Origin of the sequence: Paenibacillus sp. FSL H7-0940, assembly GCF_037979415.1 — a bacterium.
GTDB lineage: Bacteria > Bacillota > Bacilli > Paenibacillales > Paenibacillaceae > Paenibacillus > Paenibacillus amylolyticus.
Window position 1 is genome coordinate 3037032 of the sequence record NZ_CP150280.1, and the last position, 22884, is coordinate 3059915.

20 protein-coding genes and 2 pseudogenes are annotated in these 22884 nt (G+C 48.8%); 1 reads left to right on the forward strand and 21 read right to left on the reverse strand.

The features are described from left to right. Positions 1-27 precede the first annotated feature (27 nt). The 15 genes and pseudogenes from MHB71_RS13205 to MHB71_RS13275 all read right to left on the reverse strand — a co-directional run. A pseudogene (locus MHB71_RS13205) lies at positions 28-520 on the reverse strand (general stress protein); the annotation flags it as partial. 740 nt (positions 521-1260) lie between these two features. Beyond that, complete coding sequence (locus tag MHB71_RS13210) at positions 1261-1659, reverse strand: transposase (RefSeq protein WP_340029875.1); 399 nt, start codon at positions 1657-1659, stop codon at positions 1261-1263. Continuing rightward, the gene (locus MHB71_RS13215) at positions 1601-2398 is read right to left on the reverse strand and encodes an IS110 family transposase (RefSeq protein WP_340029647.1); all 798 of its coding nucleotides are present in this window, start codon (positions 2396-2398) and stop codon (positions 1601-1603) included. The genes MHB71_RS13210 and MHB71_RS13215 overlap by 59 nt, the downstream gene beginning before the upstream one ends. A 625-nt stretch (positions 2399-3023) precedes the next feature. After that, positions 3024-3233 (reverse strand): annotated as a pseudogene (locus tag MHB71_RS13220) (ATP-dependent helicase C-terminal domain-containing protein); the annotation flags it as partial. Between the two features lie 19 nt (positions 3234-3252). Beyond that, positions 3253-3876 (reverse strand): hypothetical protein, encoded by a 624-nt coding sequence (locus tag MHB71_RS13225; protein WP_340029876.1) that lies wholly within the window; start codon positions 3874-3876, stop codon positions 3253-3255. Positions 3877-3890: 14 nt separating this feature from the next. Then, a complete protein-coding gene (gene hrpB / locus MHB71_RS13230) occupies positions 3891-5447 on the reverse strand; it encodes an ATP-dependent helicase HrpB (RefSeq protein ID WP_340029879.1) in 1557 nt (518 codons plus the stop codon). A 153-nt stretch (positions 5448-5600) separates the two neighbouring features. Continuing rightward, a complete protein-coding gene (locus tag MHB71_RS13235; protein ID WP_017689067.1) occupies positions 5601-6407 on the reverse strand; it encodes an SDR family NAD(P)-dependent oxidoreductase in 807 nt (268 codons plus the stop codon). Between the two features lie 229 nt (positions 6408-6636). Further along, positions 6637-7479, reverse strand: coding sequence for a protein phosphatase 2C domain-containing protein (locus MHB71_RS13240; RefSeq protein ID WP_036609194.1), 843 nt, complete (start codon positions 7477-7479; stop codon positions 6637-6639). A gap of 10 nt (positions 7480-7489) precedes the next feature. Continuing rightward, positions 7490-8242 (reverse strand): vWA domain-containing protein, encoded by a 753-nt coding sequence (locus MHB71_RS13245; protein ID WP_127543696.1) that lies wholly within the window; start codon positions 8240-8242, stop codon positions 7490-7492. Positions 8243-8275: 33 nt separating this feature from the next. Further along, positions 8276-10351, reverse strand: a complete 2076-nt coding sequence (locus tag MHB71_RS13250) for a hypothetical protein (RefSeq protein WP_282321819.1) — start codon at positions 10349-10351, stop codon at positions 8276-8278. A 158-nt stretch (positions 10352-10509) separates the two neighbouring features. Next, entirely contained in the window at positions 10510-10785 is a 276-nt protein-coding gene (locus MHB71_RS13255; RefSeq protein WP_017689071.1) for a WXG100 family type VII secretion target, read from the reverse strand. Positions 10786-10971: 186 nt separating this feature from the next. After that, the gene (locus MHB71_RS13260; RefSeq protein ID WP_017689072.1) at positions 10972-11520 is read right to left on the reverse strand and encodes a WXG100 family type VII secretion target; all 549 of its coding nucleotides are present in this window, start codon (positions 11518-11520) and stop codon (positions 10972-10974) included. Between the two features lie 6 nt (positions 11521-11526). Further along, a complete protein-coding gene (locus MHB71_RS13265) occupies positions 11527-12357 on the reverse strand; it encodes a hypothetical protein (RefSeq protein WP_047842537.1) in 831 nt (276 codons plus the stop codon). Between the two features lie 16 nt (positions 12358-12373). Further along, the gene (gene essC, locus MHB71_RS13270) at positions 12374-16378 is read right to left on the reverse strand and encodes a type VII secretion protein EssC (RefSeq protein WP_340029880.1); all 4005 of its coding nucleotides are present in this window, start codon (positions 16376-16378) and stop codon (positions 12374-12376) included. Between the two features lie 54 nt (positions 16379-16432). Further along, positions 16433-16753 carry a hypothetical protein gene (locus tag MHB71_RS13275; protein WP_074094613.1) on the reverse strand — a complete coding sequence of 107 codons (321 nt, stop codon included), beginning with the start codon at positions 16751-16753 and terminating at the stop codon, positions 16433-16435. Positions 16754-17176: 423 nt separating this feature from the next. On the opposite strand from MHB71_RS13275, the gene MHB71_RS13280 reads away from it, so the two are divergent. Beyond that, positions 17177-17416: a hypothetical protein gene (locus MHB71_RS13280; RefSeq protein ID WP_074094612.1), complete on the forward strand. Its 240-nt coding sequence runs from the start codon at positions 17177-17179 to the stop codon at positions 17414-17416. 122 nt (positions 17417-17538) lie between these two features. On the opposite strand, the gene MHB71_RS13285 is transcribed toward MHB71_RS13280, so the two are convergent. The 6 genes from MHB71_RS13285 to MHB71_RS13310 form a co-directional block, all read right to left on the reverse strand. Beyond that, on the reverse strand, positions 17539-17691 hold the full coding sequence (locus MHB71_RS13285; protein ID WP_164783094.1) for a hypothetical protein: 153 nt from the start codon (positions 17689-17691) through the stop codon (positions 17539-17541). Between the two features lie 245 nt (positions 17692-17936). After that, positions 17937-19412: an aldehyde dehydrogenase family protein gene (locus MHB71_RS13290; protein WP_340029881.1), complete on the reverse strand. Its 1476-nt coding sequence runs from the start codon at positions 19410-19412 to the stop codon at positions 17937-17939. 170 nt (positions 19413-19582) lie between these two features. After that, positions 19583-20122, reverse strand: coding sequence for a GNAT family N-acetyltransferase (locus MHB71_RS13295; protein ID WP_340029882.1), 540 nt, complete (start codon positions 20120-20122; stop codon positions 19583-19585). Between the two features lie 163 nt (positions 20123-20285). Next, on the reverse strand, positions 20286-20624 hold the full coding sequence (locus tag MHB71_RS13300; RefSeq protein ID WP_340029884.1) for a L,D-transpeptidase: 339 nt from the start codon (positions 20622-20624) through the stop codon (positions 20286-20288). A 56-nt stretch (positions 20625-20680) separates the two neighbouring features. After that, positions 20681-21826, reverse strand: coding sequence for a ribosome small subunit-dependent GTPase A (rsgA, locus tag MHB71_RS13305; RefSeq protein ID WP_340029885.1), 1146 nt, complete (start codon positions 21824-21826; stop codon positions 20681-20683). A gap of 413 nt (positions 21827-22239) precedes the next feature. Further along, positions 22240-22833: a metalloregulator ArsR/SmtB family transcription factor gene (locus MHB71_RS13310; RefSeq protein WP_036671025.1), complete on the reverse strand. Its 594-nt coding sequence runs from the start codon at positions 22831-22833 to the stop codon at positions 22240-22242. Between the last annotated feature and the right edge of the window lie 51 nt (positions 22834-22884).

A 22884-nucleotide genomic window follows, 5' to 3' on the forward strand; every position in this document is an offset into this window, starting at 1 on the left:
ACATCTCCGCGATGAGCCTGCTTCGGCTCTGTCTCGGTTAAGCTGGCTGTTGCCACTGAACACATCGTACACATCGGAGTCCCGATCCGTAGAATCTACGAGCAACAGGATTTTACCATTCTGTACATACTCCTCATACTGTTTAGCGTCCTCTTCCGGAATACCAAGACCCACAAGTCCACCCACCAATCCGCCAGGCTCCTGCGCCCACAGTGCCCGCACCGGTAAATGCTGCTGCGATAGGGCCTGCGGCCAGAATCGGTCCTATGCCGGGTATGGCTAGTGCACCGATACCTGCGAGCAGACCGGCTACACCACCAAGTACACCACCTGTTGCTGCACCAGCAGCCACGCCTTCAGGGGCTTTGGTACCTGTCTCTTCCCGAATTGCCTTCAGTTCATCCCGATCCTGTGTAACAACGGAGATTTCGTCTGAAGTGAATCCTTGTGCTTTCAAACCCTCGATAGCCTGCGATGCTTCACGTTCTGTATTAAACACACCTACGATTTTCTTCTGCATAGTGAATCCCTCCTCATATTATTGAGTGGTTCGCTATGTTATTACCCGCCTAAGTTTCTTTTAAACGTTTGCAAGTCAATATACTATGTGTTGATAGTAAAAAATTGCTGAAGTTCATTCCTTATTAATCCTCATCAAGGTGTGCCTTCAAACTCAGGTATGTGATACGTTGTCAGGCATACTCTTACGTGGAAGGACGTCGGCGTCCAGAATATCTTGAAGTCCAGACTGGCTGATCCTGGCGGATTGTCCCAGACGATTTTCTAAGGAACCGAGGACGTCTTATTTAGCCTTCGGGTCTTCATTTTATTTTGTAAGGAACATGAGACACGTTATTTACCAAAATCACCTGACAAACCCGTTGTAAACGGCTGGTTATTCAAATATAGCGTGTTTCAGATTCCTTAGATTACTGCGGGCGCTTCAAATCGCTGAATAAGACGTCACAGGTTCGTTGCTATGAACGTTTTTGTCAAGTCCATCACAAAAAGCTGCTTTTCCCCGAAGCCCTAAGCGCGGGAGTCCATATGCGAGCGACGGTTGGCACGCTGCTATCCGTGGGTTGGTTACCACATGGTATGCCTTCGTCAAGGAGAGCTTTTACAAGCTAGCCACGCACGTTCAGCCCATTAAAAGCCTAGTGCAAACGAACCTCGTACATTCTCTCCTGAACCTTCCATGAACTCCCGGGCCTAAGGCTCCGGAGTTTTCCCCTTTTTCCTTTTAAACCATCCGTCTCTTCAAGATGAATAACAGATTACTGAGCGTTCGGTAGCTCCAACGTTCGGGCGACCGCCCAAATGAACCCGGTCAGTTCCCTGGCCACCGCGGTGACCGCGACATTTTTGTGTTTGTTTAATCCATAAACTAAACGGCGGAATTTTCGGTGCAGCCGTTCCTGGGCTTTCCATGAAATGAGCCTTTATGTCCGCAGGCAGACCTTCCAAACGGCGGGCCAAGTCCCCTTTAATCGCAGGCCGATGGCGGTAACTCCATGCCGATTCAATCAAGGTGCGACGCAATCGTCCATTTCCCGCTTTGGTGAGCGAGCCTCGTTGGGTACGGACTCCAGACGAATGCTCACGCGGAACCAGGCCCAAGTAAGCCATGAGCCTGAGCAGGAGAACGGAACCGGGCAAAGGAACCGATCTCCGCAGCAAGCGTGACGGCCGTGAGAAATCCAATGCCACGCAGAGACTGTAAAATCTGAATCAAATCGGCTTTGGAACTGGTCGCTGCCTCTTCAATCAAGGCTTTTTCCAGTCGACCGATGCGTTGCTCGATCTCGTCCATGGCATGAAGGTACTCCGTAAACGCAATCTGCATAGGCGCATTCGGGAAGGTCAGTTGTCCAAGCCATACGCGATATTTTTTCGTCCAGCGACGTTTGATTTGTTCAGGCGGATGGATCTGGTGACGCAATAAAAATTTGAGCACGCGTTGACGAGCCCGGTGAGCATCTTCTTTTGCCGATTCGCGTGCCCGAACCAATTCACGAAGCGCCTCATCTTCACGTGCTGGAACGTAAATCGGCGTAAGCTCGCCTGCACGGAACAGACGTGCCAGTTGCTCGGCATCCCGTCGATCGGTTTTCACGTGATCGCCGGAGCGTTTGGGGATGAGTGAAGGGGCAATGACGACACAATGGGCCCCCATGGATTCGATCCAGCGGTAGGTTTCGTATCCTGTAGGACCGGCCTCATAACAAAACGAGAGGGAGCTTGCCGGACCCAACTCTTTGATGAGTTTGCGTAAGGCAGCAGGCGCATGAGCAATGGTACCGTAATACCGCGGCTTGTCTTTACCCTCGTCAGCAATAGCGACAGAAATTTTTTCTTTGGATACATCTAAACCAATGAATTTTGTGGTAGACTTCATAGGGATAGCTCTCCTTTGCTGTGTAGCTCTGAAATGGTGGTCTTCTTACTGTCCATTTTAACCTACGATGTGCAGCAATATGGAGGGCTATTTTTTGCGGTTACGTTCATCATAGCTAGCGCTCTGCTCCATGTTCAGCCCCATTTTCTGCTCCAGGCACGTTCCAGTTACGCTTTGGCTTCGGCAGGTTGAAGATACGCTCTGGGTTGTGCCTTCAACCTCTAAAGAAGCAGATTTTGCCGAATTCTCCTTCCATGCCGGAAGTTTTTAGCAGACGTGCCGGGGCACGTCAAGGGAAAGTGACGCAGCATGGGACGAAAAGGCAAAGTGACGTAACATGGAGCGAAAAGATAGTAGAAGATGCACGTTAGCGAGTTTGGAGACAAGTCCTGGTTAAAGGGTGATTCTTTAAGACAGAGAATGATTCGATCAGCTACAAAACTGACTGTTGTTCAGCAGAGTCTAACCCTGATACGCGCCCTTTGGGAACCAAATCGTTGATATTTGAAAAACGAAATAATTCATCTATTTGCCCCGTGGTTTGGCTCGATTTGTGGCGACCGCTTCAAGTGGATTATCCGGCCAGTAGTGCTTCGGATAACGACCTTTCAGATCTTTTTTGACGTCAAAGTACGTCTCTCGCCAGAAATTGGCCAAGTCTCGTGTAACCTGTACAGGTCGCTGAGCCTGGCGATAACAAGTGGATGGTCAACGGGACTCGCCCACCCGCTATACGCGGTGTCTCCTGTTGTCCAAACATCTCCTGTAATCTTACTGCCAGCGCCGGGTCCTCTGGACGACTGTAGTCCACAGGAATACGTGAGCCACTGGGCACCTGTATATGCGTCGGCGCTTCATCGTCCAGTTGTTGTCGTTGCGCCCAGGCTCAATCCACCCAGTAATACATCCTGCATTGACAATCTCTTCAGGTCGGCTGCCGATCGCATGCCTGTCAGATAAGGGGTAAGATGTTCTGCCAACTCTTCGGTCAGATCATCTTCGATCAGGTCAGGCCACTCAGGTAAATGGAGATGCAGGAACCGTAGCCTGTCCGCAAGTTGTCTGGACGTTTTTGTCCAGGGCAGACAATCCAGCCCTTCCATCCGTATCCCGTTTAACAGTGCTTCCAGCACCTGATCTTCAGGTGGCTGTGCAATACTGCTCTCTTTAATCACAAGGGCTCCAATACGAAGTCTCTTATGTGCGCGCACGCTGCGAGTGTTGGAATCCCAGGCCACTTGCACTTCATTGTGCAGCAAGTGCTGACCTGCCTGCACCAATGTCTGCTCCTGCAACGGCGCAGCCAGCAGGATGCGCGCATCTGCGCCCTGGTCGTCTGCCTCGGCTGCGACCAGATACGCTGCACGGCTCAGCGATTCTGTCGCTGCGAGCCGTACGCCGCGGCCGCTGCTCAGCAGATAGCGGCCGTCCTCCCGGCGTTGCCCGATCCGGTCCGGATAGGCGAAGGACAGCAGCAATCCGCAGGCTGTCCTCATCCGGCCTTACCGGATCGGCCGCCGGGCCGAGCGCCGAGCGCCCAGTGGCGGCTCTCCTGGAGCATGCGCCGCACGGCCGGGCCGTCTGCGACAGCCGCTGCCGCTTGCGGCATGCCGCTGCTGTCAGCGGTCAGCAGCGCCTCTACGCGCGGGCGGAGGTCCGTGCCCGCGCCTGCACTGCCACTGCTGCGGAGGCCGGCAGGCTCCTGCAGCAGTGCCGCCAGCATGCTGGCGTAGCTGGCCAGCCCAAGCTCCGCTGCGCGGAGCAGCATGCTGGCCAGTCGCGGATGCACGCCAAGCGTGTTCATCCGCCGCCCGAAGGGCGTGATGCGGCCTGCGTCGTCCAGGCCGCCCAGCTGGCGCAGCAGCGCCTGTGCCTGGCCGTAGGCGGCGTCAGGCGGGGTGTCCAGCCATTGCAGCTCTGCTGGGGACTGGACACCCCAGACGGCAAGCTCCAGCGCCAGCGGCGCAAGATCCGCGGAGGTGATCTCCGGGCGAGCTGCCTCAGGCAGTCCCCCATGAACCTCTTCGCTCCATAGCCGGTAACACACCCCCGGGGCAATTCGCCCTGCACGACCCCGCCGTTGATCGGCTGACGCCTTGGACACCGGCAGGGTGACAAGCCGGCTCATACCCGTGCGCGGCGAAAATGCCGATGCACGACTCAGCCCTGCGTCCACCACAACTTTAACGCCAGCCAGCGTAAGACTGGATTCCGCAATGGACGTGGACAATACGACCTTGCGCCAACCCTCAGCCGCCGGGCGTATGACCTCATCCTGTTGTTCCATCGACATACTGCCATACAGAGAATGAACTTTCACATGTCCAGGAAGAGAACCGTTTAATAACTCTCGCTCTGTACGGTGTATCTCTCTTGCACCAGGAAGAAAAACAAGCACGTCTCCCTCCTGTTCAACTAATGCCTTGGTCACCGTCTGAGCCGTGAATTGTTCCAGCTGCATAGCTGCCGGTCTTGGCACATATCGTGTTTCCACCGGAAACGTGCGGCCCGGACAGTGAATTGATCTCGTTCCTTCTCCCAACAGTGTACACACTGGAACAGGATCAAGGGTTGCCGACATCACCAGCAGTTTCAGATCCGGGCGTAACATCGCTCGCGATTCCAATGCCAGAGCCAAGCCTAAGTCTCCGTGTAAGTGACGCTCATGGAATTCATCAAATATAATCATCGCCGTATCCTCAAGACCCTGGTCCTGCTGCAACATCCGGGTCAATACACCTTCCGTCACAACTTCAATACGTGTCGCCTGACTCACCCGGGTATCCATGCGTACACGATATCCTACAGTCTGGCCCGCCTTTTCCCCTAGCGTAGCCGCCAGTCTCGATGCAGCCGAACGCGCAGCCAGCCTTCGGGGTTCCAGCATAATGATTTTCCGTCCCGCAACCCACGGCTCCTCCATCAAAGCCAGCGGTACAACAGTCGTTTTTCCCGCTCCTGGCTCTGCAATTAACACACCTGTATCTTGATCCCGAAATAACTGTCTTAACTCAGGAATAACCTCTTGTATCGGTAACTCTATATGCATATAATCGCTCCTAATGAATGTACCCTACTGCTCTTCAGTATCTCTATTCGAATGTTAGCATTATAACAAAAAAAGCCGTTCCAGAGGAACGACTATCGCAGACACACCCTAAGACACGCCTTAGTAAAAATGAAATTTATCCAGAATGCTCCCTTAGCTGAGCAATGACTCGGCACCATCAATGACGATTTCTGCTCCGGTAATATGTCTGGATTCGGACGATGCGAGGAAACTTACCAGATCGGCAACATGTTCCGGTTGACCCGGCCCGTCCGCAAGTGGTTGCTGTCCTTCCGGGAACTCCATCGGAATAATGATCTGCTGTAGATCATCCGTTTTAACCGTACTTTGATCGATATTTGTCGCAATCGCTCCTGGGCAGATCACGTTTACACGTATCTTGAACTTCGCCAGCTCAAGCGCAGCCATCTTGGCAAAAGCAACCTGTCCTGCCTTGGACGTGCTGTATGCCGACATGCCAAAGCTTGAGAAGCGTTGATTGCCATTAATCGAACTCGTGATGATAATACTGCCGCCACCCCGTTTTTTCACGTGAGGCAATGCATATTTAATTGTGAAAAACGTACCATTCAGGTTGGTTGTAATAATCTGTTGCCAATCTTCAACCTGAATTTCCTCAATCGGTGCCGATACACCGTTAATGCCCGCATTGGCAAAAACAATATCCAAACCGCCGAATAACTCAACGGTTTCCAGTACAGCCTTTTCCACACGTGCCGGGTCGGAAATGTCTACATCAAATGCTCTTGCCGCACCGGGGTGCAGCGCATTAATCTCTGCTTCCGTTTCCGAGATCCGATCATTCACCAGATCAAACAATGCAACATGTGCACCCTCTTTAGCCAGCTTGACCGCAGTGGCTTTCCCAATCCCGGACCCTGCTCCGGTAATAATCGCAACCTTACCCTGGAACCGTGACTTGCCGTTATGTTGTGTCATTATCCATTCCACTCCTTTGATTTAGCAATTATGTAAGAATGTACGTTCAAGCTCATCGTTAAAGAGGTTGTTCAAAAAGTCCGCTTTTGAACACGTACTTAAAATCAATTCTTCACAAGATTACCCAAAAAGAGTGTCTTTTAAATCAACACCAACAAGTTTTTTCACAGTTGATCTTCGCCGCTGTCACAGCTTCATCAGGATCGATCCACAACTTGATATCCCGCACTCACCATTCCAGCTCAATGAAAGCGGCATCATCTTCAAGACCGCCGGTATGTGTCGCATCCAGCAATACCTGAATGTGTTCATCCGGGACATAGGCTTGAATGGCATCCAGGTCGTTCAGTCCATCCGTATATAACTGAAGACGCAGTGAATCTCCTGCGGACCCTTTCATCTCGCAGATGTGCGGCTTACCACCAACAGGTCCTTCAAGGGTAGACCAACGCTCATTTGTCTTGCAGTGAGTCTGAAATAATTCAGACTGTTCCTGACCATTACGCCACAGGCGAATACGGGAATCTCCTTGCCACGCAAGCCACACCCGACTTTTGCGGCCGCCTCCCGTGAGCTCAATCCGCCCACAGACATACATGGCCTGACTGCCCCGACTTCGCTTTTCCATCAATACTTCACGCAGCAACAAAGGGGAACTTTCCAGTGGCTGTAATTTCTCCAATTGCTCCGATGCGGGAAGGGTAAGATCATGGAGAAGACGCTCAACACCCTCTACCGTTGTGTGTTGCGTCGTTTCCAACCAATCCAGCAAAGCATTCCCTAGAAAACGCGCTGCAAAATCGCCCAGGTAACTCATGCCTACGCCATCACACAAAACAAAATTGCAGATATTCCCTTTCATACGTACCGCAGCAAAGTCCTGTCCGGTATCTCCCTGATGTACCGTCTCAGCCGCTCTGCCATAACCATATCTGCACTTGAATGTGCCTTGATAGCGAGTTAGCGGCTGTTCCCCGGTCTGTACACTCACATAGCGAAAGTTGCCATGCCGTTGCTCGGCATGGCCCCCCTTATCTCCAGCAGACAATGTTGCCAAACGCATCGCTCTCATGATTCCCCTCCTATCTCACAGGCGTAGCAGCGGACATCTGGAACCCGATTGATACCAATTCTGCACATGTACCTGGCAGCATCATGAGTGCACCGGGTGCAAGCAAATAATCAGCTTCAACAAGCATTTCCCGATAACTTTCGGGCAGGATGGATGACATATTCCGCAGCTTCTCTCCATGCTCATCCTGTAGATTCGTTTCCGAAGAGATTCCCTTCCATCTTCTAGGTTCAGCAATTGGTCCTTCAAGCAAATGATCCGATATAAAAATATTCTCCACCAGCACATTGCCGTCAGGTACACTCATACCCATGATTCTTTTCGCGATAGGCTCGGGATCTTCACCTGTGGCTACCCCATCGGTCATGTGGCATACAAGTGGCGCAGGACAGTCCTGCATATTTGGAATTTCGGCCTGTAGAATCTTTTCCGCCTGCAGGAAAGCCTTCGCAGAATCTGAAAACCGTCTCGGAGTCAGGTCAGGCAAAGAACCAACGGCAGCGATCTCATCAATTCCTTTGATTCCGTTCAACAAGTCATATACATCATCGCTGTAAGCCAATATGGCTATACGATAGCGAGGTGTCAGACGATTTCCCTTGGTAGACCGAAACACCATTTGGCGAATCGCGAGAGATAAGGCATCATAGACGACGTCAATCCGTCGACGATTTTCCAGAACCATGTTCATGGAGGCGCTAATATCAATTAAATATATAATAAGTGCAGGTGTACGCTGTGATGCTTGAATCGTGTAGTTCATCTAGGGTGAGTCACCTCCATCATTCACATTAATTTATAAGTTGGGCAACTTGTAACTGTTGTTGCTCAGAAATTTGTTAATGGCACTCATTCGAGCGGCTACTTTGCCAACACCTTTGAAATAGGAAGCATCGGTATTGTAAAGATTTTTGAAATCACGGGCATACGATTCCGCATTTTCAATTTTTCTGCCTTTTTGCGCGTTATACGTTTTATTGTAATGAGCAATCAGCGTGACCACATTCTGGGCACGTTTTTTCTTCAGAGCTGCTTTCTGAGCAATCTCCTGTTGACGTTTAACTTCAGCTGCCGCTTTACGCTCCGCTTCCTGTTTTGCAAGCTTGGCATCATTCTCTTTTTTCCAGACCAGATAAGCTTCATATTTCGCCTGTTTATCGTATTTTTCCTGCTCCGCTCTCTTAGCCGCTTCTTTCTTCTGCTGTTCCTGCTTCACCAGAAAGGCCTCATATTTCGCCTGTTTGTCGTACTTGGCCTGTAACGCCTTACGTTCTTCTTCTTTTTTCTTTGCTTCAGCTGCCTTCTGCTTGGCTTCAGCAAGTTTTTTCTTTTCCTCCGCGTCCAGTTTTGCAGCATCTGCGGCCTTTTGTTTCTCTTGTTCTTCCTGCTGTTTGAGCGCAGCTGCCTTTGCTGCTTCAGCCTCTTCCGCAGCTTTGATATCTGCCAGTCGTGTGGCTTCCTGCTGTTCTTTCTGTTTCACCTCTGCCTGATCGGCGAGTATTTTGACCGTTGGCACGCCACCTGCCAGCAATACAATAAGCACAGCGGAGGAAATCATGAACTTTTTGGATCTGTAGAATGGCACAGGTACAGGTTTGTCTGTGTCTTCTTTTGGATTAAGCTTTGCATCCAGTTCCTTAATTGCAGCCTCGACTTCCATCTGCATCGCGCTGTTATGAGGAATAAAATGATAAAGCGAGCGGTACACTTCCAGTGCTGCAGCCGGTTTATCTTCATCCTCCAGGGCTCTTGCTTGCAGGAACAGACGGTTCACAACCGCTTCCTGATCGGGAGAGTGCGGCGTTTGAGGACGGTTCCCGTCTTGCGTATTCACCGGTTCACTTACTGGTTCTGAGCTCTTTTTCAGATTCACATCAGCTTCGGACGAATTGGCAGCTTCTTCTTCCGCTGTCACAGCAGCCGCTGCATTGGCCTGATCCACGTCTACCGCAGCCAATGCAACATACCACTCACCAAACGTCGGACAACTGCTCAGATCGTGACTTTCCCAAGCTCGAATGAACAGATCGGACAGTTTGGAACCCCAACGCTTCTCAAGGGACTCCCGCATGGCATAATACCGTTCACTCACCGTTTGCATTTCATGCTGGTCAAAATAACTTTCGCCCCACGCTTTCTCTACAATCACTGGGTCGGACCAGCTTAACATTTCAGCAATGATAACCGCTCCGGCAAATCGGTCAGCATATGAACTCCACAAACCACTGTGCACTGTTCGATGGGCTGCATAACCGGGTGACCCGGCAAGCAGGGCATCCGGACGATCCATCTTGGAACCGTACATCTGCTCGACATCCACAAGTTCTACCGCAGACGTCTTCCCCAGGTTCTCCACTTCGGAAAAAAACGGAATCATTACATTGGGAGCGGACATATCGCAATGAGCCAGTCCACGTTGTTCCATAGCCGAACCAGTTCCAGCAAGCGCTCTGGCCAGCTTCAGGCTCTCCTCAGCCGTCAACTGTCTCTGATCACTGATCACATCGAACCAGGTCTGACCTTGCACCCATGGCATCAACACCGCATATAACAGATCGGGATGTTTTCCAATGAGCGCTCCGTTTCTTTCCGGAGTGAGCACATCACGCTTGCATACCTGCAAACCTGGCAGTTCACTATAAGACTCCATATGTTCAGACTGATATACCATAGCCGGAATACGGAATTTAGGAAAAAATACTTTTAGTGCTTTAGCCCCATGAATGGAACCATTTCGGGGTAACAACTGATAAACAATCCCCTGCCTTCCGGCTTGGGCATAAGCCAGACCCGGCGCAGCCGGATGTTGCCCAATCGTATAGGCAATGTCGTTAATCACCACTTCATCCCCGGGATTTGGTTGAAAAGACATGCTTATCCCTCTCTCTGTCCTAGTGTCATAGTTGCAACAAAAACCGGGTGTTGTGAAAACGCCCGGTTTTTGCTGTAGTTGTACATCTTCAGCTTGCTATCCACCTATAATTCAGGACGAATTCAGACTTCACATCGGCCTGATCTATGTAAAGCAGATTAACGAGCTTGGTCAGCTGTACGGAATTTGTTAGCAATAGCTGTAAGTTCAGCGCTGATGCTGTTCAGCGTTTGAACGAATGATTGCATTTGTTTGCTAGCTTCTTGGAACTCTTGGAAGAAGCGTTGCTTTGTCATACCTTCCCATTGTCCTTCCATGCTTGTGATGGATTGAGTCAATGTAGATACGATTTGCTGACTTTGCTCACCGCTTTGTTTAAATTGGTTGGAAACCTGATCAAGCTGCTCTGGGGTAACTAAAATACGTCCTGCCATTTGTAAATTCCTCCTTGGTTTGTGCAATTAAATTTTTACTTGTTCAAATTGTACTATACCAGGATCGATCGGACAAAAGCCGAAGGACCTAATCCTATTTACCCCATTTTCAGCACTTGAAACTTCTCCTAACAGCCTATTTACAAAAAAATATTCACTTTCTGCTGTTACTTTTATTCACCCTGTTCAGGAAACAACAGGCTCGGTCCCTCTTCTTCCCCGAAAGGAAGGATCTGTGAATCTCCATGCTACAGGCTCAGGCTGCATAGCCTGCACCAGTGTAGCCGGGGAGCCATCAGGCGGAGCGGCATCCTGTACACGATATACGGCCGCCATTGCGGAAAGGGGATCGGATACTACAGCTACAGTTGCAGAATGTGCAGGCATGATTTCTCCTGTACGATTGTTCTGAAGAACATTCAGCATATTGACCGCATTACCATAGGCTGTGTTCACATGACTCAGCACGGAACGATACTCCATGTCTGCCTGCTGGAATAACAACGCTTTGCGTCCCAGCTGTACGCTTAAGTCCATTAATCGACGCAGCGCATCCTCGCCCAGTCGTTTACTGTGATTCCATTCATTCATCACCGCTGCGCGGGATTCAACCTCCCACTCCAGCGAATGAATCGCCTGATCCAACACTGTCATCTTTTGCTGTATTTGCTCCGCTGCATACTGAATCTGCTTGCTCAGTGCCCGAAGCACATCCGGTTCCACACGAATGCGCATTTACCATCACCTTTCCTCTTCCCCTGCAGGCTGTTTAAGCCAGTCCAGCAGCATCTCGTGAAACTGTTCTCTAGTCGTTAGTGCTGCAACAAGCCAATCATCTGAAGCCGCAGTGCTCATCCGGAACAACCAGTTGGATACCGCACTTGCAGCAAATGCTGCCGACTGCGACTTCCACCCGTCTTCATTCCATACAAGCAACCTAAGCTCCCCGTCTGACTCCTTACCCACCAGACAGCGTGCCAGTGCAAGTGAGCCCTCAGGATCACTTGTCTCCTGTTCGAGTTCCGCTGCTACGGTCTGTACTCCGCTGTTTTCGAGCTCATTCATGACATCATAAAATTTTTTCTTGGAGCACATTAGGGCCGGTTTCTCCGCAGGAGAATGGCCGCTCCATTTCATCCGCTCTATCAGAACATCAATGGCTTCACGAACACTTCCCAGATCGCTGAGCCGGAACGAGTCCGGTACGTCGTCAACACGGGAAACTTCAACGACCCGCTCATCCGTGCAATGGATATAACTCTCATACGACTTGCCGTTGATCGTGTAGCGAATCCAACAAGCTCTGTCGGACAATCCGGCAATGGCTACCCTGGAGAAAACGGTCGGTGTCATGATCAGCTCATCGGTATCCTGATCCCGAATCAGATATCCTTTGTCAAGCAGAGAGGTTTTGACACGCTCCCACTCCATCGCGATATCCTCCGCCATATAGCCGCGAAACGGATCTTCCACACCAAGCAGTCGGTCTGAACCGAGAATACCAGCCAGGAAAAAAAGTTCCTTTGTTTGCAACGTGACTACCTTTTGCTTAGAATCATGAACCGTCAACATTATGAGCCACCTCCCCTCAAACTACAACATGCCATCGGTCACGAATTTCAGAAATCCAATCGGTCATTTTCCAGCTGTCATCACATGGAACTGCACCTTTAACCCTGGAATATTTACGTTTTACATAATAACCTTGACCCGGAGGCAGTACCTTCAGCCCACCTGAACTACCTCCAGATTCGGAATAAGGTATACGGAAGAACGAGAGATCGTTAGGGTCTAAAGTCCCGAACAGCATTCCACTCTGGGAAGCCTTCACATCCGTTACCCAGTCAGAACCAAAGGTTGGGAAGTCTGCCGGAACTCCGGATAGAATCACGTGTACACCGCGATCCCTTCCTTGACGAACAATCGCTCCCAATTGATCTTTCACATTAAAATCGTTTAGCTGCTTGGACAAGGTGTCCGCATCGTCGATGACGAGCACAAGTTCCGGTCCACCGGAAATCTCGCCTCTTTTCAGAACTTCATCGTACAACTGTTGAATGACAGGTACAAGCTGTTCTTCTCGCGATACATGTCCACGGACATGGGGCAAACTGCTGATTTCCCCCAGCCCACCTGAGCCATAACGCATATCTACTGTGTATATTTGCACATCTTCCGGAGAAGCATGATAAGCCAGTGATAACATCCATGTCAATAAAAATGTCGTTTTGCCGCCTTCCATCGGACTCGTTACCATGAAATGCGGACCTTCACGCAGATTAAGCTCGAATGGTTCCAGATCATCCGTAAGCAATCCCACAGGGACAGTTACAGACGATGTATCCCAAGCCTGACCATATGATCCTGTCCGAATGAGCAGATCCTTCAGTTTGATCTCTTCCGGAAGTGGAGCAATCTGCGGCGCTTCTTCCCCTGTCCAGCCTTGGCGAATCTCAGCAATCGTACGGCGCAGTGCCGATGAACGCTTGCCCTCATCTGCCCCTGAAGAAGGTAATGCCGCCTGGAACATTAATGGAGGCACTTGCCCTTTGACCAGGCCTCTTCCTGGCGGAAGTTGGCTTGGTGCCTTGGAAGGTCTCCCCACGGCATAATAATAATCGCTTGGATCGGATAACTCAAATGAAACCGCATTGGGAATATTGCTTCTGAATTTTTCAAATACATCTGTTACCCGATTGGCGGTGAGCACAAAGGTGATGCCCAGACTTCCGCCTTCACGCAGGATCGTCTCCAGAAGTTCATTTTCTTCCGGATAGGCATTGCGGAATGAAAGATAACCATCGATAACGACCACAACCTGCGGGACAGCCGCGTGAGCTGTCCGGCGGTACGCCGAAATCGTTTTAACCCCCGCCTCCGAGATGATATCTTTGCGTTGTGCTGACAGCTTGAGAATATAGCGGAATAACCGCTTGATCCGGTCTTCCTCTTCAGCCATCATCACGCCACCGATCTGAGGTAGTGTTGCAAAGTCCTTCATCATGCGACCCATATCGATAATGTAACCATGCCAGGGCTCAGTTCTGTGGGAACGGGCCAGAGACATAAGCAAGGTCTGAACAAATGTTGTTTTGCCCAGTCCTGGCATACCGTACACGACCAGATGGCCTTGATCCACAGGCAATGCGAGCGGTTGTTGGCGCTGATTAGGGAGATCATCCAGCAAACCAACCAGTGGTTTCAGACCACTCGCTCCGCCATCAAGCAGCAGATCCCGATTCTCTTCTTCCTGCCATTCCTGAAGACCTTCCCATTCCAGTGTCTCTGGTAAAGGTGGCAACCACGGTCCTGGCAAACGACGGATACCCGCATCCGCTGCAGACTGCGCAACATAATCAATAAATACCTGAAGCTGTTTCGGAACATCTTCACCTTTGAGAACGGCTCTGCGCTCTCCAGTTAACAGAGGCTCCCGCTTACCGTTCAGGCGCACTTCCATAACAGGTAATACCGTTGTTGAATCCTCCTGCTGGTTATACGGTGCACCACTCCAGGCGAATTGCATTTCTTCAAACACTTCATCACTACCAACCTGGAAATATCCACGACCAGGCTTTGTAATCCAGGCAGCATTTGGAATCTTGATCATATCCCTGCTATCTCCCTCACTCTGTACGCGAAGGCAGATCCGGAAGCGCGAATTACTCCATATTTTATCGTCCACAACACCAGCTGGCTTTTGGGTTGCCAGAATTAGATGAACCCCAAGTGTCCGGCCAATGGCCGCGATACTGATCAATTCATCCATGAACTCCGGCTGGTCCCGCTTCAATTGAGCAAACTCGTCAATGATAATAACCAGATGTGGCAGTGGCTGTTCATGTCTGGAACGCAGAATCTTGTAATATTCATCAATATGCTGGAGGTTTCCCGCATCATTTAATATTTTTTGCCTTCTGACCAGTTCGGCACGAAGTGAAATATTCGCCCGCTCGATCAGATTCCCATCCAGATTGGTGATCGTCCCTACCACATGAGGCAGATCAACAAATGTATTGGACATACCGCCACCTTTATAGTCAATCAGCATGAAGGCCAGATCATGTGGATGGAATTCTGCAGCGAGTGAAGCTACGATGGACTGGATAACTTCACTTTTACCTGAACCAGTTGTACCTGCAATCAGACCATGGGGACCATGACCCTGACGTTCAATCTTGTCATGCAGGTTTATCGCAATTTTTTTGCCGCCAGCGCGTACACCCATTGGTACAGGCAGCGTATCAGGATATCTCGTCTGTCCCCACCTGGACACCACATCCAGATCTTCCACGCGTGATGTGCTCAGCATATCGAATAACGGAAGCACTTGCGGGATATCTGAAGCAGATGACCGCTTTAAGCGGATCGGTGACATATAACGGGAAAGCGCCTCTGCCATCTCCTTCGAGATCACATCAGGCTTGTACGTTTGTTGAATAACATCTGCATCTTCCGTTTTTTTGATATACACCCCTTTGCCTTTGGAGGCATCCATAATCAACTGACAATGCATCGGGAGAGACTCCTTGCGATTAGCCAGTATGATGGTGCATACATCAATCTCGTGAGCCGACTCCAGCAGCAACGGAAGCAACGGTTCTTCTTCAATTAATTGCGTATCGGAGAGAATCACAACGTAACATGGCGTTTGTACGCTTTTCTTGTAGCGGTCTTCCTTATTGTTACGACGCCGGTTCAACACGGAAAACAAGCTGTCCGCCAATTGATGCGCACCGCTGTGCCTGTCGGCCATATAGCGTTGTCCTTGGTCTTCATCCCAGATGTGGGGCATCCAGCGAAGCCAGTCCCATTCTTTGCTGTCCTTTTCTTCATAGAAAGCAGCAAGCTTCAGTTCATCCGGGGAATGGCGTACCGTCAGTTGTGAGATGATGACTCGCAGGGAAGCAAGCACTTCCTCCCGATCACCGACAAGTCCCATAACCTTCGATTGGAACAAAGGCAATGTAATGGAAGCATCCGGTACCGTCTGGAATTCAGCCGCAAGTTCATGGGCCGCTTCAATCAGCTCATCCTTCTCGTAACCATCAATTCGCGGAACCTGAAGTTTGATGCGGAATGGAATCTCTCCCGTACCAATGCGCACCTGAAGGAAATCATCATCCTCTGGTGAACGCTCCCACAAGGAACTGTTCCGGTTCTTCACCACTTGAAGACACACACCCGGATCACCATGAATTTCGTATAGGCTCTTCACTTGCTCCGCCTGAGCTTCTTTCAGTTCTTCCCGGTGTTTGTCCAGTTGGGCAAGATACATTATTTTTCGTTCTTCCAATTTTTTGCGATATGATTTCTTGTTGCTCAGATACACGAAGAATGGAATGGTGTAAGAAGTAAGCATCATCATGACCGTCATCATCTGAAACATCATATAACTGCTGTTATTCATTTTGCCGGTCATATTGATATATACGTAGAAACCAATGCTGACCATAGTCATCATGATCGGCACAATAATGGATATCATGGAAAACGTGGGTTTGCTCGGTTCTGTTGGAGGCCTGAGTATTTCGAGTCTCTCTTCCTTGAGAACCGGTGTCATTCTTGGAGAACGCTGATATAACACATTCACGAAGAGAAGACCTCCTTTAGTTCGTTCAATAATGAATGTATACGTTCAAAAGCCCTATTCGTTGCTGTCCTGCTGAAACAATGAACGTCTTCCATATACAGGCGCTTCTTCCGAAGTTGTTGAAAAAGCCCGCTGGACACGTACGCAACTGCCTTGTCTCAGTCCCGTTTCCATTAACTGCTGTGCGTTCTGCGGAGAGAACCACAGACCTTCCGGAAACTTGGCTTCAAGGATGTACTGAATGCCGTCTCCCGGTGCCTGTCCAAAAATGCGAACGCCGAGTAATGTCTTCAAATGTTCAATGGTACATTCGTCCGGAACATCGATGTCGAACCATTCTCCTTCCTCGCGGCCGGAATACACGGTTAGAATCATCCGAATCCCTCCCATGGTCTCATATGTAAATTGTCCTAATGTCAGATTAAATCAAAAAAAAAGAGAATGAATCGTTATATCAACCCTATTTTCTTACATAAACACCCTGTTTGCAATGTACCACCTGTAATTTTGTTACATATGACCCACGTATATATTAAAATATCGTACATTCGACTCAGAACTTTTGTGGCAGTTATGCAATTTAATATTGCGAGGATACGAAAATTATCGTTTTTTGTTCCATTTAAATGGTAATTAAGTTACGTTTTTCAGGACTTTTATTCCTTCGCTCACAATTGAATTGTGAACACTTTTCAAACATTACCCACCTTTATGTTTTCATAAGCTGATTTTAAGGTAATTTTAAGCATTGGAATTTAATATTAGCTGTATGAAATAACAACCGTGAGGTGATTTCAAGTGAGAACCCTAATAACCTTTCAAAACAAATCAATCCCTGTATATTTTAATCAAGAAAACAAACAACCTATGCAGAAGACATTAAGATTGCTTAGCAGTGCTCTTGAGCATAAAATTAGCAACGGTAAACGCGCCATTCAAAAATGTCTGCATTCTTTAATTAGTATTGAGATTGTTAATGGAGAAGCCATTCTCCACAGTCGAAGTGAAAACGACTCCCTTGCCTTATCGTTATATTAAAAGGATTCAACCAAGACACAGTCATTACAAGACATGAAAAAGGAAGCTGTCGTTATAGACAAGCTTCCTTTTTTGAGTTGTATACACGTTAACAGCGGATCGCAATTATTATCAGCCATCGCTCAGTGCAGTTTGCTCAGGACATAGGCGGCATCATGTTCTTCCGCAATCTCGGCTTTACGAATACGAATGACAAACAGCCGAACCAAATTGGCACGTGTATGTTCTTCCTGACAGGTATTCAGTTTCCTCAGAATAAAGCGGTCAATGGACATGAATTTAAAGCCCCTTTGCCATTGGATTTACGGATCGATTCTTCCGTGTATCCATAAATAACCAGATAGCGTCAGCCCCAAACAGCTTTTCCACTCTTATATTAAGCCGTATTTTGCCAAGGTGTAATATTGTGCAAAAAGCCCGTCCCACCAAGCTGGAGACGGACTTTCGCATGATTTGTCGATCTTTTTGTAACCCACTCTAATCATTCATAAATGCCGCTGCTAATTTACTCTTTTTCGACTTATTTCACTCCCGGATATTCCCGATATTGGTGCTGAATGCTGATCCAACGAGTACGTGTAAACTTCTCAATCGCCCAATCCCCACCGAAACGTCCAATCCCTGAAGCTTTTTCACCGCCAAACATCACATGCGCTTCATCGTTCACAGACTGATCATTTACATGCACCATACCCGATTCAATGCGCTGGGCAACCTGATATCCTCGATTCAGATCTTGGGTGAATACGGAACCACTAAGTCCATAAGGAGTATCATTCGCCAAACGTACAGCTTCCTGCTCATCATGAGCTTTCATGATCACTGCCACTGGGCCAAACAATTCCTGCTGCACGATATCTTGTTCAGGTTTAACATCGGCAAGTACAGTAGGAGACAGCACACTGCCTTTACTGGTCCCTCCGAGCAATAACCGTGCACCTTCGGCCTTGGTTTTGTCCACAAGCTCCAGCAATCGTTCTACCTCTTTTTCCCGAATGAGAGGACCCACGAGTGTGTTAGCATCCGCCGGATCACCTGCCTGAACATTCTTCGTTTTGGCAACAAATGATTCGACGAATTGGTCGTAAATATCGGCATGCACAATAATACGATTCAGAGCCATGCAGATCTGTCCCTGATGCAGAAACTTGCCAAAGACCGCCGCTTCGGCAACACGTTCAATGTCAGCATCTTCCAGCACAACCATCGCGTTGTTGCCGCCAAGTTCCAGTGCCGTTTCTTTTAAATGTTCCCCCGCCAGTTTACCGATCCCTTGTCCAACTTCTGTGGAACCCGTGAATGAAATTACTTTGGGAACCGGATGAGCGACAAAGTAATCCCCGATTTCACTGCCACTTCCCGCAACGACATTCAGCACGCCCTCAGGCAGACCGGCTTGTTCAAACAAATCGGCAATGAGCCAACCTGCCGTAATCGGAGTGTCTGATGCTGGTTTAATCACCACACCATTACCAAGGGCAATCGCTGGAGCTACAGATCGCAGGCATAGATGCAAAGGGAAGTTCCATGGCCCGATAACACCAATCACTCCCTTAGGCTCACGAACCACACGGTTCTCTTTGCCAGGGGTATTGGACGGGATGATCTCACCCTTCATACGATAAGGAAAAGATGCTGCTTCATCCACAATGCGTTTAGCCGCTGCAAACTCCGCCTCCGATTTGATCCGGGTACTCCCGGATTCCGTGATCAACAGTTGAATGATCTCCTCTTTGCGCTCCGCCATCAGGGATGAAACTTTACGCAACACCTCTTCTTTCGCAGCGGGCAAAGACTTCGCCCATTCAATCGAATTTTTCTGAGCTGACTCATAAGCCTTATCTATGTCTTTCTTATTGGAAGAGCGCCATGTGGCAATAACTTCTCCCGTATAAGGATTGATATTCTCCATTGTTTTCTCACCGGAGCCATCTACCCAGCTGCCATTAATATATTGTTTCGTCCATGTTGTATGTTCAGTGTCCATTAAAGTCATGTGAATACGCCTCCTGATCAAGATTAAATGTCACACCTGCACAACGGTGTAATACATCATTAACCTTGTTCAGAATTACGCAAACGTGAAGACCTGAATTAGCTCTTCCATTATTTAAGCTTAAGGGAAACAATACAACCCCCACTATTCTCTCAGCATCTGGACGTCTTTCAACAGTCGGGCAGGCTCTTCTCTCCAAAGAGGCTCAAGTCCTCCCATCCGTAGCCAACTTCGATCAGATCTTGACCACCAATGTGGAGGGACTGTGTCTGGACTGGAGTGCCTCCCATCTTTTCATAGAAGCGACAAGCTGAATTACGCTCCAAAGCCCATATGATCAAACGTTTCATATTGTGGGTCTGCAGATGATGAACGACATGTGTCGCGAGTTGCTGACCTATCCCCGTTTGTTGCACTTCCTTCAGCAAATATATAGCATACAACTCTCCATCATAAGGTAATTTGCCTTCACGCTCCTTACCCCCACAAGCAAATCCGACAATGTTCCCATCATCCTGTTCAGCTACCACCAGGATCTGATCCTTTTCGCCAGAACGAATAGTCTTCTCCCACTGAGACAATCTTGATTCTATAGTCAAATGATCCAAAAAATCGTCAGGCACAATTCCCCGATACGTAGTTTTCCAACTCTCAGTATGTACATAAGCTATCCCCTGCGCATCCCCTTCACGCGCTGGCCTGATCAGCATAGCTATCCCTCACTTTCTCTCGTAACTGCCGTAGCTTTACCATATTATATGTTCTTCTTTCTATAATTCCAAATTCATCCACTTCAGTCCTGATGCCGCTAGGCAGGATTCGTAATCAAAAGTGGACTTTTTGAACTGCCTCTTATAAAAGTAAAATCCGGCCCTACGGCCGGATCGTTACCCTAGTGCCTACAGATACCTTGGAAGACAGATCCAGTACATCCGAGTTGTACATGCGTATACAACCATGGGAGACGGATTTGCCAATAGACCAGGGCTCATTGGTTCCGTGTATGCCATAATGGGGAGCAGACAGCCCCATCCAGAGCACGCCAAATGGCCCACCTGGATTCGATTGTTTGTTAATAATAGTGAACTCCCCGTTTGGAGTTTGCGTGAGCATCTTGCCGGTGGCCACAGGATAACCCTTAATCACCTGATTGCCATCCAGAAGATATAACATGTGGTCAGACAGAGCTACAATAATCCTGTAATCTGGCATAATGACATCCCTCCTGACCTATCTTATGCAAGATACCGGATGATGCCCGCCTGATTTCAGGCTTCCTCCCACTCTTTCACACTACGGGAGTGCTTGGGTTTGCGACTATTGGCCGGTTTGCTGGAAGCGGTACGCCTTCTGGATGCCACTTCTTCCTTGCGTTGCTGATATTGCAATTCCTTCTGCATTTTCAGATAATTATTCAGTCTTTTTTCATCCAATGAACCATCCTGTATGGCCTCTTTCACTGTACATCCAGCTTCCCGTGTATGACTGCAATCCAGAAATCGGCACGTGGCGGCAAGTTCTTCAATTTCTCCAAACGCATGCGACAGCCCATCATTGCCCTCATCCCAGAGATTAAGCTCGCGCATTCCTGGAGTATCGATCAATACGGCTCCCTGTGGAAGTACAAACATCTCCCGGTGTGTTGTCGTATGTCTCCCACGACTATCTCCCTCGCGGACGGATTGCGTAAGCTGCACATCCTCACCCATCATCCAGTTCACCAGCGTAGACTTGCCACTGCCAGAAGATCCTGTGAGCGCAACAGTCAGCCCTGGCTGCAAATATCGTTCCAGTAAGGATTTACCTTGACCCTCCACTGCAGATATCGCAAGCACTTCAACGCCTGGAGCAATCCCTTCTACACTTCGGATCTGTTCTTCCACATTGTTGCACAGATCACTTTTGCTCAAGACAATGACTGGCCTTACGCCACCATTCCAAGCCATCATCACGTACCTTTCGAGTCGTCTAAGGTTGAAATCATGATTAAGTGCAGCCACGATTAACAGTGTATCTACGTTTGCGGCGATTAATTGTTCCTTGGTCACTGGACCTGCCGCCTGTCTTGATACCCTGCTCCGACGGGGCACCAGATTGTGAATAATTGCTTCTTCACCTGCCTGACCTGTAATGGCCACCCAATCTCCAACCGCTGGTGCCAAGCTGGTCTCCAGACTATCATGACGCATTCGGCCCGAAATTCTTCCCCAGCATTCGCCCTCTTCTGTAATCAAACGTTGCAGATGTCCATGGTCTGCGATAATTCTGGCTGGCTTTTTCTCCTGCTCTTCCATCCCTGTCTCTTGCCACAGTTCCTGCCACTTTGCTGACCAGCCGTACTTCTCAATATGGTTATCTAGAATAAAAATTCCTCCCAAAATAAGTTGTTTACTTCGTTCAAGCCGAGTGAACAATCATCTCCGGTTCAGATCAAAACAAAAAAACCACGAGTAGAAATACACCCGTGGCAATAAGTAGTTAGCCGAATCAAAGATCATCCCTTCTTGTAGATCTACCGGATAGAATACTTAACCCTCCGATATAAACAATTCAGGAACACCCTTTATCGGCAAACAAAAAAGCCACGGGTGCGTCACCCGTGGCTTCATCTGAGCATGCGATACTTCACGTTACAATGGATACTGCTATCCAGCTAACGCAAAATTACATGCTTTGATCCGTTCCGGAGACGCTGTTCATATTCAAATTAACGTATACTGCATTTAAATTTGTCATAAACAATCGCCTCCCTTGTAGAATTATCCATTATGTTACACACTTAGCTTTACAGTTGTCAAGCCCAAACTTTTTTTTACCACCAGCTACTCTATTTAACCTGATCCCAGCGTGTCCACATTTCCTTCGGATTCAATTCATAGATATCCTCTTCCCGATACATGAACTGATGCATGATAAATTCCCGACGAATCGTGGCAAAGTCTTCATGGTATTGCTTTATAAATGTATTGATTTCTTTTTCCGTATACTTCCGACCAAATTCAAGCTGCTCGACCAGATGACCAAGTACAATCAGTTTTTTCTTGTATTGAGCCGGAATCTGACGCAGTCGTCCATCTTTGGAGAAAAAATTCCTCATGACCGACGCTTTCAATGTTTCGTTCACATCACTCATATCCTCAACCTCCTCTCGATTAAAGATAAAATCAACCGAAGCCTGTGCATTCTCGCGGATAAACGAAGGATTGAGTGTGAAATACACTGTATTTTTCTCCCGTCGTTCCTTAATCAGCGCCGCCTCTCTCAGCTTGGATGCATGATGTGTCACGGTTGGCTGTGACAGATTCAGCCGCTCGGCAAGTGCCTGTCCGTGCAGTTCACCCTGTGCCAACAACAGCAGCATGCGAAGCCGGGTCGGGTCAGCCAACGCTTTATGATAAGCCACAATTTTCTCCAGCTGCATCATCGTTCATCTCGCTTTCAATTAGATATATATCTAATTCGATATTAGTCT

Bases quoted from the DNA above. Each gene is read 5' to 3' on its own strand.
- MHB71_RS13275 (WP_074094613.1), bottom strand. From the start codon at position 16,753: ATGATTCTAACCGTGTATTCCGGCCGCGAGGAAGGAGAATGGTTCGAC.
- hrpB (WP_340029879.1), bottom strand. From the start codon at position 5,447: ATGCATATAGAGTTACCGATACAAGAGGTTATTCCTGAGTTAAGACAG.
- MHB71_RS13255 (WP_017689071.1), bottom strand. From the start codon at position 10,785: ATGGCAGGACGTATTTTAGTTACCCCAGAGCAGCTTGATCAGGTTTCC.
- MHB71_RS13285 (WP_164783094.1), bottom strand. From the start codon at position 17,691: ATGTCCATTGACCGCTTTATTCTGAGGAAACTGAATACCTGTCAGGAA.
- MHB71_RS13250 (WP_282321819.1), bottom strand. From the start codon at position 10,351: ATGTCTTTTCAACCAAATCCCGGGGATGAAGTGGTGATTAACGACATT.
- MHB71_RS13290 (WP_340029881.1), bottom strand. From the start codon at position 19,412: ATGACTTTAATGGACACTGAACATACAACATGGACGAAACAATATATT.
- MHB71_RS13300 (WP_340029884.1), bottom strand. From the start codon at position 20,624: ATGCCAGATTACAGGATTATTGTAGCTCTGTCTGACCACATGTTATAT.
- MHB71_RS13245 (WP_127543696.1), bottom strand. From the start codon at position 8,242: ATGAACTACACGATTCAAGCATCACAGCGTACACCTGCACTTATTATA.
- MHB71_RS13240 (WP_036609194.1), bottom strand. From the start codon at position 7,479: ATGAGAGCGATGCGTTTGGCAACATTGTCTGCTGGAGATAAGGGGGGC.
- MHB71_RS13265 (WP_047842537.1), bottom strand. From the start codon at position 12,357: ATGTTGACGGTTCATGATTCTAAGCAAAAGGTAGTCACGTTGCAAACA.
- MHB71_RS13215 (WP_340029647.1), bottom strand. From the start codon at position 2,398: ATGAAGTCTACCACAAAATTCATTGGTTTAGATGTATCCAAAGAAAAA.
- MHB71_RS13310 (WP_036671025.1), bottom strand. From the start codon at position 22,833: ATGCAGCTGGAGAAAATTGTGGCTTATCATAAAGCGTTGGCTGACCCG.
- MHB71_RS13235 (WP_017689067.1), bottom strand. From the start codon at position 6,407: ATGACACAACATAACGGCAAGTCACGGTTCCAGGGTAAGGTTGCGATT.
- MHB71_RS13295 (WP_340029882.1), bottom strand. From the start codon at position 20,122: ATGCTGATCAGGCCAGCGCGTGAAGGGGATGCGCAGGGGATAGCTTAT.
- MHB71_RS13260 (WP_017689072.1), bottom strand. From the start codon at position 11,520: ATGCGCATTCGTGTGGAACCGGATGTGCTTCGGGCACTGAGCAAGCAG.